Below are 12,874 nucleotides of genomic sequence, written 5' to 3' on the forward strand. Positions count from 1 at the left end.
GGTCAGGCCGCCGGGCGCTGGGCGAGCAGGAACGCCTGCGGCTGGCGTTCGGCGCCGACCGGTTCGCGGACCAGCGTGGCCGACACCGCGAACCCGGCGTCGGCGAGTTGGCCGGCCAGCCGCTCCGGCGGCAGCCAGTACACGTCGAGGCCGACGCGGTGCCCGTACGCCTGCTCCCGCCGGTCGAGCCGGTCGCCGGCCTTCACGGCGAGCAGCAGGTGACCGCCGGGAGCGAGCACCCGATGGAAGCCGGCGAACACCCCGGGCAGCAGCTCCGGCGGCAGGTGGATGATCGAGTACCAGGCGACCAGCCCGGCCAGCGACACGGCCGGCGCGGTCAGCTCCGTCATCGAGCCGACGTGGAAACTCAACTCCGGGTGGTCCCGCCGGGCCACCGTCACCATGCCGGGCGACAGGTCGACGCCGGCCACGTCGAGGCCGAGACGTCGCAGGTGGGCGGTTACCCGCCCGGTGGCGCAGCCGACCTCCAGCACCGGCCGGCCCGGCCCGACCGTCTCGGCGAACGCGCTCAGCACGGCCCGGTCCAGCGGCGGCTCCACCACGTCCGGCAGCACCCGTGCGTAGTCCTCGGCGACGGTGTCGTAGACCGCGCGGATCTGCGTCAGCCATCCCCTTTCGGGCACGCCCACGACCCTACTCACTGCCCGGCCCTCCTCGTCGATCATGACGTTGACCGGTGCGGTTGACCGGTGCGTCGCGCCGCCAAACTTTGGTGATCGATCTGGCGGCGCGCGGGATGTGGACGGTGGTCACCGCGAAATGTGCGGGTAGCACGGCGCTGCTACGGTCCCCGTCGACCGTCCAAGGAGGACAGATGACGAGATCGGCCGCAATGCTCGTGGTCACCGGTGCGCTCCTGGCCGTCGCCGGCTGTGCCGCCGACGACACAGCTCCGCCGGACGAGCTTCGCGACCCCTGCGCGCTGCTCCCGGCGGACCTGCTGACCCGACTCGCGCCCGGCGCGCAACCCACCGCCTCGGCGAACCTCGGTGACCGCAGCGGCACCCGGGAGTGCGCGGTCGACCTGACCAGCGGCACCTCGATGCGCGGCGACCTGGTCGTCACCGTGGGCGTGGACGCGGAGGGCATGTACGACGAGAAGTGGCGGCGGGACCGCTGCGCCCGGATCGCCACCGATCCGAGCGACGCCGGCCCGGGTGACAACTCCTGCGTGACGGTGACCCCGTGGGACGGCGGGGAGACCCGGTTCGACGGCTATGCCTGGCGGGGCGACCACTACGAGGTGCGCGTCGCGTACCAGGTGGTCAAGCCGCAGACGCTGCCGGCCGGCGCGGAGGCCGACCTGCGCCGGGTGCTCGCCTCGGCGGTCGACTCGCTGCCCGAGTAGACCGTCAGCCGAACCAGGTGACCGCCTGCCCGTGGCCCCGGGTCCAGGCCAACGGCCGCCCGTCGAGCGCGAGCACGTTGTGGAACCCGCCGTCCGGCGGCGCGGGCGTCTGCGCGTGCGGCAGCACGGCCGGGTCCTCGTTGGCGAGCCAGTGGCCGGGCAGCGTGCCGACCAACTCGGTGAACGCCGCCCGACGCGCGGACGGCACCTGGTAGAGCACCGAGCTGTGGAACACCACGAGCGTCGCGCCGGCCGGCGCCCGCGCCGCGAGCGCCGGCAGGTCGTCGACCAGGTCGCCGCGGACCAGCAGCGGCGGGTCGGCCGCCGCGACCGCCGCGGCGGCCCGCAGCCGGTCCCGGCGGTGCCGGTGCTCCGGCCAGATCAGCGCGTCCAGCCAGGCCAGGTCGGCCGGTTCGGTGACGTCGAGCGGGTTCACGTCCAGCCCGGCCCGCCAGACCACCTCCGGCCGCCGGTCCGGCGGGGCGGTGCCGGCGAGCGCGCAGTCGAGCACCGGCTGGCCGTCGCCGACCCGCCGGTCGCCGTAGCGGTAGCCGTACCGGTCGGGGTAGAGGCACAGGCCGGCGGACGCGCCGACCTCCAGCAACGCCAGTGGCTGGGGCAGCGCGGCGAGCACCGGCAGCAGCACCGCGCAGCGGCCGGCCTCGTTGGTCTGCGTCGCCCGGGCCCGCATCTGCGCCGCGATGTCCGGCCAGTGGGCCAGCACGTGCTCGCGGAACGCCGCCGGGTCGTCCACCGGGCCGCCGCGCAGCCGGACCACGCCGAACAGCAGGTTCGGCTGGCGCTTCGCGGGTGGAAGCGTGTCGAGCGACGCGAGCAGGTCCGGGTCGCGCGCCACGGACCGCGACAACCGGTGGTACGTCGGGGAGATGCCGCGCGCCTCGCGGTCGGCGAACGCCTGATAGATGTCGGCCGTGCTCATCGCCCGAGCATCCCAGCTTCCGGCATGCCCGGTCTGTGACCGTGCCCACCTACGACGGGTTCGGTCGGCGTCGGCGGAGACCGCGAGAGATCTCCTCCAGATGGCATTGCTGGTGCTCGCAGACCATGGCCTCCCAGACCTCCTGGTCGAAGTCCGGGTCGGGCGGGACCCAGCGATGCGAGCCGTCGCAGTAGTGGAAGCGTTCGTCGCCCGGCCGGATGGCGCTCATCGCACCCATCCCAGGAACCGGCGATGCAGCAACCCGGCCGGCACCCAGGTCAGATCCTTGGTCGCCCACACGAGATGCGACCCCATGTAGAGGGCCAGCGAAATGGGTGCTGCGTCGAACTCCGCCCGCAGCTCATGGCGTCGGGCCGTGCAGGGCCAGGGAGCGCCGCAGCCGCCACAGCTCCATATCGGCAATACCGGCCCCTGGGCGGTCACCGCTGGCCGTCCAGAAACCTCCGGGCAGCCGCCCGCGCCTGCCGGCTTGCGGCCCACTCCCTCTTGGGGCCCGGGTACGGAACCAGCCCCGCCCATCACCGGCGGCATCCCGTACAGAAGCCATCGCCGTCAGGCAGGTGCACCGACCGGATCTGCCGGATCTGAATATCGGTCACGTCTCTTCCTCCCCAGGCCAGTGGCCGCGACGGATCGGGATGCGGTGACGAGTACGGCAAGGCAGGTCAGCGCCGCACCGACAGATACGCCGCCAGCGCTGCCATGACCACACCGGACGGTGCCGGCGGGCGAGGGTCATCGCGACCGCCAGCAGGTACTCCTGGTACGACACGCGTGATCGCATGCCGCCCCCCTAAATTGGACTCCTATTTTAGAAGCCCACCCAGGGTAGGAGTTGGACTCCTGTTTTGGGAACCTGTCGAGGCGTGTCGCGGCAGACTCGTGCTGGAAGGTGATAATCAGCCGATGGTCAACCCGACGATCCAGCGACGACGACTCGGACTCGCGCTGAAGCGCGCCCGGGAAAGCGCCGGTAGGACGCAGGACGAGGCTGCCGCCGTCATGGATGCCGCCGCCAGCAAGATCAGCCGACTTGAGCTGGGACAGTCGGGCCTGAAGTTGACCGACCTGAACCTACTGCTCGACCTGTACGACATCACCGGCGACGAGGCGGAGTCGCTGCGGGAACTCGCGCGAGCCGGACGGCAACGAGGACGCTGGAGCACCTACCGGAACGCCGTGCCGGACTGGTTCCGCCAGTACCTCGACCTGGAGGGCGACGCCGCGGAGATCCGCTGGTACCAGCCGGAGGTCATCCCCGGCATCCTTCAAGTCGAGCCCTATATCCGTGGGATGAACGCTACCGCCGACCCGCGGCCGACCGGCCAAGACCTGGACCGAATGGTCGCCATCCGGCTCGAACGGCAAGCGATCCTGCGCCAAGGCGGTGGGCCCGAGCTGAGTTTCATTCTGAGTGAGTCCGCGCTTCGCCGAAGCATCGGGGACGCCACAACCATGAGCACACAGCTCCGCCATCTGGTGGAGGTGGGCAATCAGGCCAACGTCTCGCTTCAGGTCTTCCCCTTCGACGCGCAGACCTACGAGACGGCGTCCTTCAGCTTTATCATTCTCCGCTTTGGTGACGACGCCTCCTCAGACGTGATCTACGCGGAGACGTTCACGGACGCGGATTACCTCGATCGGCCCGACGCGGTTCGCGCCTACACTCGTCTCTGGGACCGACTCAGGGCCGCAGCGCTCGGGCCGGTAGAGTCGCGCAAGCTCATCCTCCGACTGCTGGATGACATGGCGCGCTGATGGCACCTGGGGGTGGCGGTGGAAGAGCCGGATCGCCTCTTATGGCGCAAATCAAGTCGCAGTGACAACAACGGTGGCGCGTGCGTCGAGGTGGCTGCCCCCCAGGAGTGGGTCCTGATACGGGACAGCAAGGACCCTGACGGTCCCATCCTTCGCTTCGATCGGCCACGATGGCGGGCGTTTCTCCGCAAGCTGGGTTGACCGGTGCGGTCAGATCGTCGATCGAGACTATCTCCGCGACTCGTTCACGCCATCAAGTTTGTAGGCAGTGCAACGCCTGCTGATCAGAAGGCCAGGAGGTAGATCGAGGAAGGAAATCGGGGCGCACGCCTTCGCCGTGGAGGTAGAACTCCGTCTCGCCCGCCCGGGCCGCTGGCCGCCCTACCTTCTCGGCTCCCGCCTGGGTCGAGTGCACGGACGATGCGCGCCGGTTTCCCTCTCGAACCACAGCCCAGTCGCCGTCCCGAGGGACGACGTGCACTGGCTTCGCTTTACCAGGCATAACTCCTCCGTTCCTACTCGATCAACTTGCCTGACCGAGCCGGGAGGAGCGAAGATCTGTCTCGGCAAGAAACATGTCGGGCTCCGTCCCGGCTCACGAGCCCCGGGCGCGCTAACGCCCGGGGCTCGTTGCTTTCTTAGCTGCAGCCGCTGGTGGAGCCGCAACCCTCGCAGACGTAGCAGCTACCGGCCGGGCGCATCTTGGTGCCGCAGGTGAAGCAGAGCGGCGCGTCCGCGGCCTTGCCGATCACGGCCTCCAGCAACTCGGTGCTGGAGCCCACCGACGGCGCGGGCTTGGCGGCGGCGACGTCGGCCATCTCCTGCGCCGGCTGGGCGACCGGGCCGGTCTTCGACTCGGGCGCCTCGACCGGGGCGGAGGCGGCCATCGCGGTGAGGTCCGCACCGCTCGCCTCCGCCTCCGCCTCGGCCCGGAGCTGGGCGGCCCGCTCCTTGGCGGTGAAGATGCCCAGCTCCGCGCGGCGCTCGTACGGCAGGAAGTCCAGCGCCAGGCGACGGAAGATGTAGTCCATCACCGAGGCGGCCATCCGCACGTCCGGGTCGTCGGTCATGCCGGCCGGCTCGAAGCGCATGTTGGTGAACTTGCTGACGTACGTCTCCAGCGGGACGCCGTACTGGAGACCGATGGAGATGGCCACCGAGAAGGCGTCCATCACGCCGGCCAGGGTCGAGCCCTGCTTCGACATCTTCAGGAAGACCTCGCCGAGACCGTCGTCCGGGTAGGACGAGGCGGTGAGGTAACCCTCGGCGCCGCCGACCGAGAAGGAGACCGTCTGCGACGGGCGCTTCTTCGGCAGCCGCTTGCGCACCGGACGGTACTCGACGACCTTCTCCACGACCTTCTCGACCTCGGCGGCCGGGGCCGGCGCGGTCTCGGTGGCCTTGTTCGGCTTGGCGGCCGAGAGCGGCTGGCCGACCTTGCAGTTGTCCCGGTAGATCGCCAGCGCCTTCAGGCCGAGCTTCCAGCCCTCGAAGTAGATCTTCTCGACGTCTTCGACGGTGGCCTGCTCCGGCATGTTGACCGTCTTGGAGATGGCGCCGGAGATGAACGGCTGGACCGCCGCCATCATCCGCACGTGACCCATCGGCGCGATGGACCGCTCGCCCATGGCGCAGTCGAAGACCGGGTAGTGCTCCGGCTTCAGGCCGGGGGCGTCCACCACGTGCCCGTGGTCGGCGATGTGCTCGACGATCGCCTCGACCTGCTCCTCGGGGTAGCCGAGGCTGCGCAGGGCACGCGGAACGGTCTGGTTGACGATCTGCATCGAGCCGCCGCCGACCAGCTTCTTGAACTTGACCAGCGCCAGGTCGGGCTCGACGCCGGTGGTGTCGCAGTCCATCATCAGGCCGATGGTGCCGGTCGGGGCGAGCACGCTGGCCTGCGAGTTGCGCCAGCCGTTCTTGTCGCCCAGCTTGTTGCCGAGCGTCCACTGCTTCGTCGCCTCGCGCTGCACCGCGGTCGCCACGGTGCCGGTCGGCCGGATGCTGTCGTTGGCGGCGGCGTGCTTGCGCATGACCCGCTTGTGCGGCTCGGCGTTGCGGGCGTAGCCGTCGTACGCGCCGACGATGCCGGCCAGCTCGGCGGAACGGCGGTAGGCGGTGCCGGTCATCAGCGAGGTGATCGCCGCGGACACCTCCCGCCCCTGCTCCGAGTCGTAGGGCAGTCCGGTGGCCATCAGCAGGGCACCCAGGTTGGCGTACCCGATGCCGAGCTGCCGGTAGGCGCGGGTGGTCTCGCCGATCTTCTCGGTCGGGAAGTCGGCGAAGCAGATCGAGATGTCCATCGCGGTGATGACGAACTCGACCGACCGGACGAACTTCTCCACCTCGAAGCCGCCGTCGGCGCGGAGGAACTTCATCAGGTTCAGCGAGGCCAGGTTGCACGAGGAGTTGTCCAGGTGCAGGTATTCCGAGCACGGGTTCGACGCGGTGATCCGCCCGGTCTCCGGGCAGGTGTGCCAGTCGTTGATCGTGTCGTCGTACTGCAGGCCGGGGTCGGCGCACTCCCAGGCGGCCTGGGAGATGGTGCGGAACAGGTTCTTCGCGTCGATCGTCTCGATGGTCTGCCCGTCGAGCCGGCCGCGCAGGTCGAAGCCGCCGCCGTTCTCCACCGCGGTCATGAACTCGTCGGAGACCCGCACCGAGTTGTTGGCGTTCTGGTACTGCACGCTGACGATGTCGGCGCCGCCCAGGTCCATGTCGAACCCGGCGTCCCGCAGCGCGCGGATCTTGTCCTCCTCGCGCGCCTTGGTCGCCACGAACTCCTCGATGTCCGGGTGGTCCACGTCGAGGATGACCATCTTGGCGGCACGTCGGGTGGCGCCGCCGGACTTGATGGTGCCGGCGGAGGCGTCCGCGCCGCGCATGAAGCTGACCGGACCGGAGGCGGTGCCGCCGGAGGAGAGCAGCTCCTTCGAGGACCGGATCCGGGAGAGGTTGACCCCGGCGCCCGAACCGCCCTGGAAGATCCGCCCCTCCTCCTTGTACCAGTCGAGGATGGAGTCCATCGAGTCGTCGACGGCCAGGATGAAGCACGCGCTGACCTGCTGCGGAGACGGCGTGCCGACGTTGAACCAGACCGGCGAGTTGAAGCTGAACACCTGGTGCAGCAGCATCCAGGTCAGCTCGTGCGCGAACACCTCGGCGTCGGCCGGGGCGGCGAAGTAGCCGTACTCCTCGCCGGCGGTGCGGTAGGTGTCGACCACCCGGTCGATGAGCTGCTTGAGCGACCACTCCCGCTCCGGGGTCCCCACCGCGCCCCGGAAGTATTTCGTGGTCACGATGTTGGCCGCGTTGACCGACCAGGACTCGGGGAACTCCACCCCGCGCTGCTCGAAGTTGATCGAGCCGTCCCGCCAGTTCGTCATGACGACGTCGCGGCGCTCCCAGGCGACCTCGTCGTAGGGATGCACCCCCTCGGTCGTCCAGACGCGCTCGATCTTCAGCCCCGCCCCGGCCTTGTTCCGTGACTTGCTGGTCGTCACGCCCTCGCCCCCCTCGTCGGCACGGTCACCCACCGCGCCTGGTCACACTGTCAGAAATCAGAAATGTCAGCTGATCGCGCCGGCGGCGTCTGCCACGCCGGCACCGGCGCCCTCCCGGGCGCGCGCGGCGGCCCGCAGCGTCTCGATCTCCTGCTCGAAGTCGGCGAGCGAGTCGAACGACCGGTAGACGCTGGCGAACCGCAGGTAGGCCACCTCGTCGAGGTCACGCAGCGGGCCGAGGATGGCCAGCCCCACGTCGTGGCTGGGGATCTCGGCCGCCCCCTTGGCGCGTACGGTCTCCTCGACCTTCTGTGCCAGCAGCGCGATCGAGTCGTCGTCGACCGGCCGGCCCTGGCACGCCTTTCGCACCCCGCCGATGATCTTCGTGCGGCTGAACGGCTCGGTCACCCCGCTGCGCTTGACCACCGCGAGCACCGCCTCCTCGACGGTGGTGAACCGCTTGCCGCACTCCGGGCAGGACCGCCGCCGCCGGATGAGCTGGCCGTCGTCGGCCTCCCGCGAGTCGACCACCCGGGAGTCGGCGTGCCGGCAGTACGGACACCGCATCGCCCGACCTCCTTCATCGACCACGGGCACCACGACCGACCCCCGGGCACGCTTCGACACGGCGGAGCCATCCTTCGATGACCGTCGCCGGGTGCGAGGTGCGGGAGTGCGTTCGGTAGTTGAACCCAACCTGTAGGCAACTTACGCCCATGTGACTACTACATCTAGGGGTTGACCGTATGCCGTCCCCCTAGCGAGGTCAAGTTGGTCGGCGTGTCCGGCGCGTCATCAGAATCACGTCCGCGACAACCTCGCCGGAGAGCCCAACGCCCGGCCACCACCCCCGGTCACGGGGCGACGGGATGGAACATCCGTTCGAGCGGGACGTACCATTTATCAGAACACCCGTTCGGAAATCCAGGATTTCGACGCGACACGCCGACATGACGTCGTACAGATGTTTGAAAATGGCCGATCTCACCTATACGGTCAGACCACACGCACCACGAGCCGACGAGGCACCCAGCGCCGACCAGGGAGGACGGACGTGACCGAGGACCGGGCCAGCCGGCAGAAGAACCCGCAGCCGATCGACAGGGCGGGTCCGCCGGCGTCCCGCCGCCCCCGCGCCGCGCGCAGCCGGGCCACCCAGCCCGCGGTGCGCCCGGTCACCCCGGTGGTCAGCAGCTTCCCCGATCCGACCACGGTCGACCTCACCGCCCGGCAGCGCCGGATCCTGGAGTTCATCCGCACCTGGGTGGAGCGCCACGGCTACCCGCCGAGCGTGCGCGAGATCGGCGAGGCCGTCGGGCTGGTCTCCCCGTCCAGCGTCGCCTACCAGCTCAAGGAGCTGGAGAAGAAGGGCTTCCTGCGCCGCGACCCGAACCGGCCGCGCGCGGTCGACGTCCGCGCCCCCGGCGACGTCGACGACGAGGCCGCCCGCGCGCAGCGCCCCGCGCCGGCCTACGTGCCGATGCTGGGCCGGATCGCCGCCGGTGGCCCCATCCTCGCCGAGCAGGCCGTGGAGGACATCTTCCCCCTCCCCCGCGAGCTGGTCGGTGAGGGCGAGGTCTTCATGCTCCAGGTCAAGGGCGACTCGATGCTCGACGCGGCGATCTGCGACGGCGACTGGGTGGTGGTCCGCCAGCAGCCCAACGCCGAGGTCGGCGACATCGTGGCCGCCATGCTCGACGGTGAGGCGACCGTGAAGACCTACCGGCGCCGCGACGGGCACGTCTGGCTGATGCCGCAGAACCCCGCCTTCGACCCGATCCCCGGCGACGACGCCACCATCATGGGTCGCGTGGTCGCGGTGCTGCGCCGGATCTGACCGACATGCCGGAAGGGGTGACCGACTTCGGTCACCCCTTCCGTCGTGTCGACACTCAGTAGCGGTCGCCGCGGGGCTCCCGGCCGCCGGGAACCGGCCCGTACCGGCCGGCGTCGCCGTAGCCGTCGTCGGGACGGGCGCCGCGCGGATCCCGACGCGGCGGCTCGGCCCGACTACCGTCCCCCCGCCGGCCGCCGCCCGGCTGCCCGCGATGTCCGGCGCCACCCGGCCCGCCACCGCGGCCGCCGCCGTAGACACCACCCTGACCGCCGCCACCGCCGTAGACGCCACCGCCCTGGGGACCGCCCCCACCGACGCCGGCCGGACGACCACCGTGGGGACGCCCACCACCCTGCGGACGACCACCCTGGGCACCACCGGGCGGGCGACCGCCGCCGCCCTGCGCCGCACCGCCGTACACCGCGCCGCCCTGGGGACGGCCAGCGCCGTAGACCCCGCCGGCCGCCGGCCGGTCGCCGCCCGCCGACCCGCCGTAGACCCCGCCGGCCTGACCGCCGCCGTAGACCCCGCCGCGCGCCGCGGCGTCCGACCGGTCGTCCGCCGGGAAGCCGCCGTTCACCGGGAACTCGCCGCTGCGCTCCGACCCGCCGGCCGGCGCGGCGGGCGCCGGCTTGCGCCGGGCCCGCAGAATGCCGAACACCCCGGCGCCGACCAGGAGCGCGCCGAGCACCCCGACCGCGGCGATCAGGTACGTGATCTCGTCGAGCGAGAGCCCTTCGAGCCAGGACTTCTGGGCGGCCGGCTTGGTCTCGACCTTGCCGCCGTTGGGCAGCGCCTCGACCCCGGTGGTGGCCGGCGTGTAACCGAGGATGTCGATCGGGTCGGCCGGGTCCAGGGAGCCGCCGTCGGAGACGGTGACGAACGCCTTGCCGTCCGGCGTGTAGGAGATGGCCTCGCCGAACGGGTCCGCCAATGGGGTCACCCGGGGCTTGCTGGAGGTGAGCGCCTTGACCAGGTCACCGCCGGCCACGTCGAACTCGAACGCGTCCGAATAGGTGCGCAGCACGACCTTCGTGCCGTCGGGCGACCGGGTCGCGCCGGTGACCAGCAGCCGGCCGGGCGTGCCGAGCTTGTTCTCGGTGTTGGTCTTCGGCAGGGTGACCTCGCCGACCTTCTTCATCGGGATCGGCTCGGTGTCGCCGCTCGCCTTCAGCTTCACGGTCGGCGTGAAGATCTCCGACTTGCCGGAGAGCTCTTTTGTGATCACCAGTGGCAGGTTGTCGTCGCCGACCACCAGCGCCTCGGCGTCGTGCGGCTCCTTGCCCGGATAGCTGAGCCGGTGCAGCACCGGCTCCTTCGACCCGCTCAGCGGCATCGTCCAGACCGCGACGCGCTCGCGTCGGGTCTTCTTCTCGATGTTGTCGCCGGTGTCGGCGATCCAGAGCGTCTTGCCGTCCGGACCGAGCGCCAGGTCCTCGGTGTCGAGGGGCCCGTCACCGGAGTATCGGACCTCCTTGTCGACCTTGCACTTGGCGTCCAGGTAGAAGACCCGCTTGCGACCGGGGTCGTCGGAGCCGTCGTTGATGACGACGTAGCCACCGCTGGTGGCGACCAGCCCGGACAGCTCACGCAGACGATCGTCGGTGACGGTGCACTTCTTCTTGGGAGCCGCGGCCAGCATCGGGGCCGCGGCGGGAGCCGCCGAAACCGGCCCGGCCGGCGCCACGACCGCGCCGACCAGGCCGAGCGCGAGCGTGACCGAGGAGACAACGTGCCGCATGGCGCTCAGTGTCGCACGACCCGGGTTTCCGGCGGGTGACGCGCCGGACGGCTCACCGTCCGGCGCCCACCCGCTCCTCGCTGGTGAGCCGGTCACCCGCGCGGTACGGGGCCAGCTCGGCGGCGAGCGCCTGACCCACCCGCACGTGCAGCAGCGTGCCCTCGGGCAGGTGCGCGGTGCTCAGCACCTCACCCTGCCGGTGCACCCGGGCCACCAGGTCGCCCCGGTCGTAGGGGAGCACCGCGCGCACCTCGACGGCCGGCCGCGGCAGCCGCCGCTCGACCGCCTCGCGCAGCTCGTCGACCCCGCGCCCGGTGTGCGCGGAGACGAACACCGCGTCCGGCCAGAGCCGCTTGAGCCGCAGCATCGTCTCCTCGTCGGTGGCGTCGGTCTTGTTCACCACCAGCAGCTCCGGCAGCCGGTCGGCACCCACCTCGGCGAGCACCTCGCGGACCGCCCGGACCTGCTCCTCCGGATCCGGATGGGTGCCGTCGACCACGTGCACCACCAGGTCGGCGTCGCCGACCTCCTCGAGCGTCGAGCGGAACGCCTCGACGATCTGGTGCGGCAGGTGCCGGACGAACCCGACCGTGTCGGAGAGTGTGTAGAGCCGACCGTCGGAGGTCGTCGCCCGGCGGGTGGTCGGGTCCAGCGTGGCGAACAGCGCGTTCTCCACCAGCACGCCCGCGCCGGTGAGGCGGTTGAGCAGGCTGGACTTGCCGGCGTTGGTGTAGCCGGCGATGGCCACCGCGGGCACCGCGTTGCGGGACCGCCGGGCGCGCTTGGTCTGGCGTACCGTGGTCATGCCCTTGATCTCGCGGCGCAGCCGGGCGATCCGGTGCCGGATCCGGCGCCGGTCGGTCTCCAGCTTGGTCTCACCGGGACCACGCAGGCCCACGCCGCCACCGGCGCCACCGCCGCGACCGCTACCACCGGTCTGCCGCGACAGGCTCTCACCCCAACCACGAAGGCGCGGCAGCAGGTATTCGAGCTGGGCCAGCTCGACCTGCGCCTTGCCTTCCTTGCTCTTGGCGTGCTGGGCGAAGATGTCGAGGATCAGGGCGGTGCGGTCGACCACCTTGACCTTGGTGCGCTGCTCCAGGTTGCGAAGCTGCGACGGGGACAGCTCACCGTCGCAGATGACCGTGTCGGCGCCGGTGGAGAGCACCACCCCGCTCAGGTCGTCGACCTTGCCCCGACCGATGTAGGTGGCCGGGTCCGGCCGGTTGCGGCGCTGGATCAGCCCTTCGAGCACCTGCGAGCCGGCCGTCTCGGCGAGCGCCGCCAGCTCGGTGAGGCTGTTCTCCGCGTCGGACTGGTTCCCCTCGGTCCAGACGCCCACCAGGACGACCCGCTCCAGCCGGAGCTGGCGGTATTCGACCTCGGTGATGTCGGTCAGCTCGGTGGAGAGGCCGGGGACCCGCCGCAGCGCCTGCCGCTCCGACAGCTCGTAGTCACCCGTGGTGGCGTCGAGCTCGTCGTCCTCGTAGGGATGGAAGGTCTCCTGCTCGCGCAAACTGCGTCTCCTGTCCGTTATGTGCATCGCCGAGAATTTTCGGCGCGTGACAGCAATCCTGACATGTGACAACGCCGCGCGCACCCGCGTTATGCCCGTGGCGCTACCCACCGGTAGCGGGGCCGGCTGCCGGCGGGTGCGGACCTGCGGGTAGAAATGCCAGTCGAGCCGCTCAGCGCCGACGGAGGA

At 70.8% G+C, this 12,874-nt stretch carries 12 protein-coding genes; 4 read left to right on the forward strand and 8 right to left on the reverse strand.

Translation table 11 applies throughout. The annotated features are described in order from the left end of the window. Window positions 1-2: 2 nt before the first annotated feature. On the reverse strand, window positions 3-644 hold the full coding sequence (locus O7618_RS16795; protein ID WP_278107037.1) for a class I SAM-dependent methyltransferase: 642 nt from the start codon (window positions 642-644) through the stop codon (window positions 3-5). 191 nt (window positions 645-835) lie between these two features. Between O7618_RS16795 and O7618_RS16800 the strand changes: the two genes are divergently transcribed. Next, complete coding sequence (locus O7618_RS16800) at window positions 836-1,369, forward strand: hypothetical protein (RefSeq protein WP_278107038.1); 534 nt, start codon at window positions 836-838, stop codon at window positions 1,367-1,369. Window positions 1,370-1,373: 4 nt separating this feature from the next. On the opposite strand, the gene O7618_RS16805 is transcribed toward O7618_RS16800, so the two are convergent. Further along, window positions 1,374-2,309 (reverse strand): DUF2332 domain-containing protein, encoded by a 936-nt coding sequence (locus tag O7618_RS16805; protein WP_278107039.1) that lies wholly within the window; start codon window positions 2,307-2,309, stop codon window positions 1,374-1,376. Between the two features lie 49 nt (window positions 2,310-2,358). Beyond that, a complete protein-coding gene (locus O7618_RS16810; RefSeq protein WP_278107040.1) occupies window positions 2,359-2,538 on the reverse strand; it encodes a hypothetical protein in 180 nt (59 codons plus the stop codon). 698 nt (window positions 2,539-3,236) lie between these two features. Between O7618_RS16810 and O7618_RS16815 the strand changes: the two genes are divergently transcribed. Together O7618_RS16815 and O7618_RS16820 are read left to right on the forward strand one after the other, a co-directional pair. Further along, on the forward strand, window positions 3,237-4,088 hold the full coding sequence (locus O7618_RS16815) for a DUF5753 domain-containing protein (protein ID WP_278107041.1): 852 nt from the start codon (window positions 3,237-3,239) through the stop codon (window positions 4,086-4,088). A gap of 18 nt (window positions 4,089-4,106) precedes the next feature. Continuing rightward, window positions 4,107-4,289, forward strand: coding sequence for a DUF397 domain-containing protein (locus tag O7618_RS16820; protein WP_278110041.1), 183 nt, complete (start codon window positions 4,107-4,109; stop codon window positions 4,287-4,289). Window positions 4,290-4,341: 52 nt separating this feature from the next. On the opposite strand, the gene O7618_RS16825 is transcribed toward O7618_RS16820, so the two are convergent. The 3 genes from O7618_RS16825 to nrdR all read right to left on the reverse strand — a co-directional run bounded on the left by O7618_RS16825 (window position 4,342) and on the right by nrdR (window position 8,158). Beyond that, a complete protein-coding gene (locus tag O7618_RS16825) occupies window positions 4,342-4,590 on the reverse strand; it encodes a DUF2188 domain-containing protein (RefSeq protein ID WP_278107043.1) in 249 nt (82 codons plus the stop codon). 136 nt (window positions 4,591-4,726) lie between these two features. Continuing rightward, window positions 4,727-7,624 (reverse strand): vitamin B12-dependent ribonucleotide reductase, encoded by a 2,898-nt coding sequence (locus O7618_RS16830; RefSeq protein ID WP_278107044.1) that lies wholly within the window; start codon window positions 7,622-7,624, stop codon window positions 4,727-4,729. Between the two features lie 33 nt (window positions 7,625-7,657). Continuing rightward, window positions 7,658-8,158: a transcriptional regulator NrdR gene (nrdR, locus tag O7618_RS16835; protein WP_091070463.1), complete on the reverse strand. Its 501-nt coding sequence runs from the start codon at window positions 8,156-8,158 to the stop codon at window positions 7,658-7,660. Between the two features lie 487 nt (window positions 8,159-8,645). On the opposite strand from nrdR, the gene lexA reads away from it, so the two are divergent. Beyond that, on the forward strand, window positions 8,646-9,428 hold the full coding sequence (lexA, locus tag O7618_RS16840) for a transcriptional repressor LexA (RefSeq protein WP_278107046.1): 783 nt from the start codon (window positions 8,646-8,648) through the stop codon (window positions 9,426-9,428). Between the two features lie 55 nt (window positions 9,429-9,483). On the opposite strand, the gene O7618_RS16845 is transcribed toward lexA, so the two are convergent. Both O7618_RS16845 and hflX read right to left on the reverse strand, forming a co-directional pair. Next, window positions 9,484-11,169, reverse strand: coding sequence for a hypothetical protein (locus tag O7618_RS16845; RefSeq protein WP_278107047.1), 1,686 nt, complete (start codon window positions 11,167-11,169; stop codon window positions 9,484-9,486). 52 nt (window positions 11,170-11,221) lie between these two features. Then, the gene (gene hflX / locus O7618_RS16850; protein ID WP_278107048.1) at window positions 11,222-12,712 is read right to left on the reverse strand and encodes a GTPase HflX; all 1,491 of its coding nucleotides are present in this window, start codon (window positions 12,710-12,712) and stop codon (window positions 11,222-11,224) included. Window positions 12,713-12,874 lie beyond the last annotated feature (162 nt).

Origin of the sequence: Micromonospora sp. WMMD980 (genome assembly GCF_029626035.1) — a bacterium.
GTDB lineage: Bacteria > Actinomycetota > Actinomycetes > Mycobacteriales > Micromonosporaceae > Micromonospora.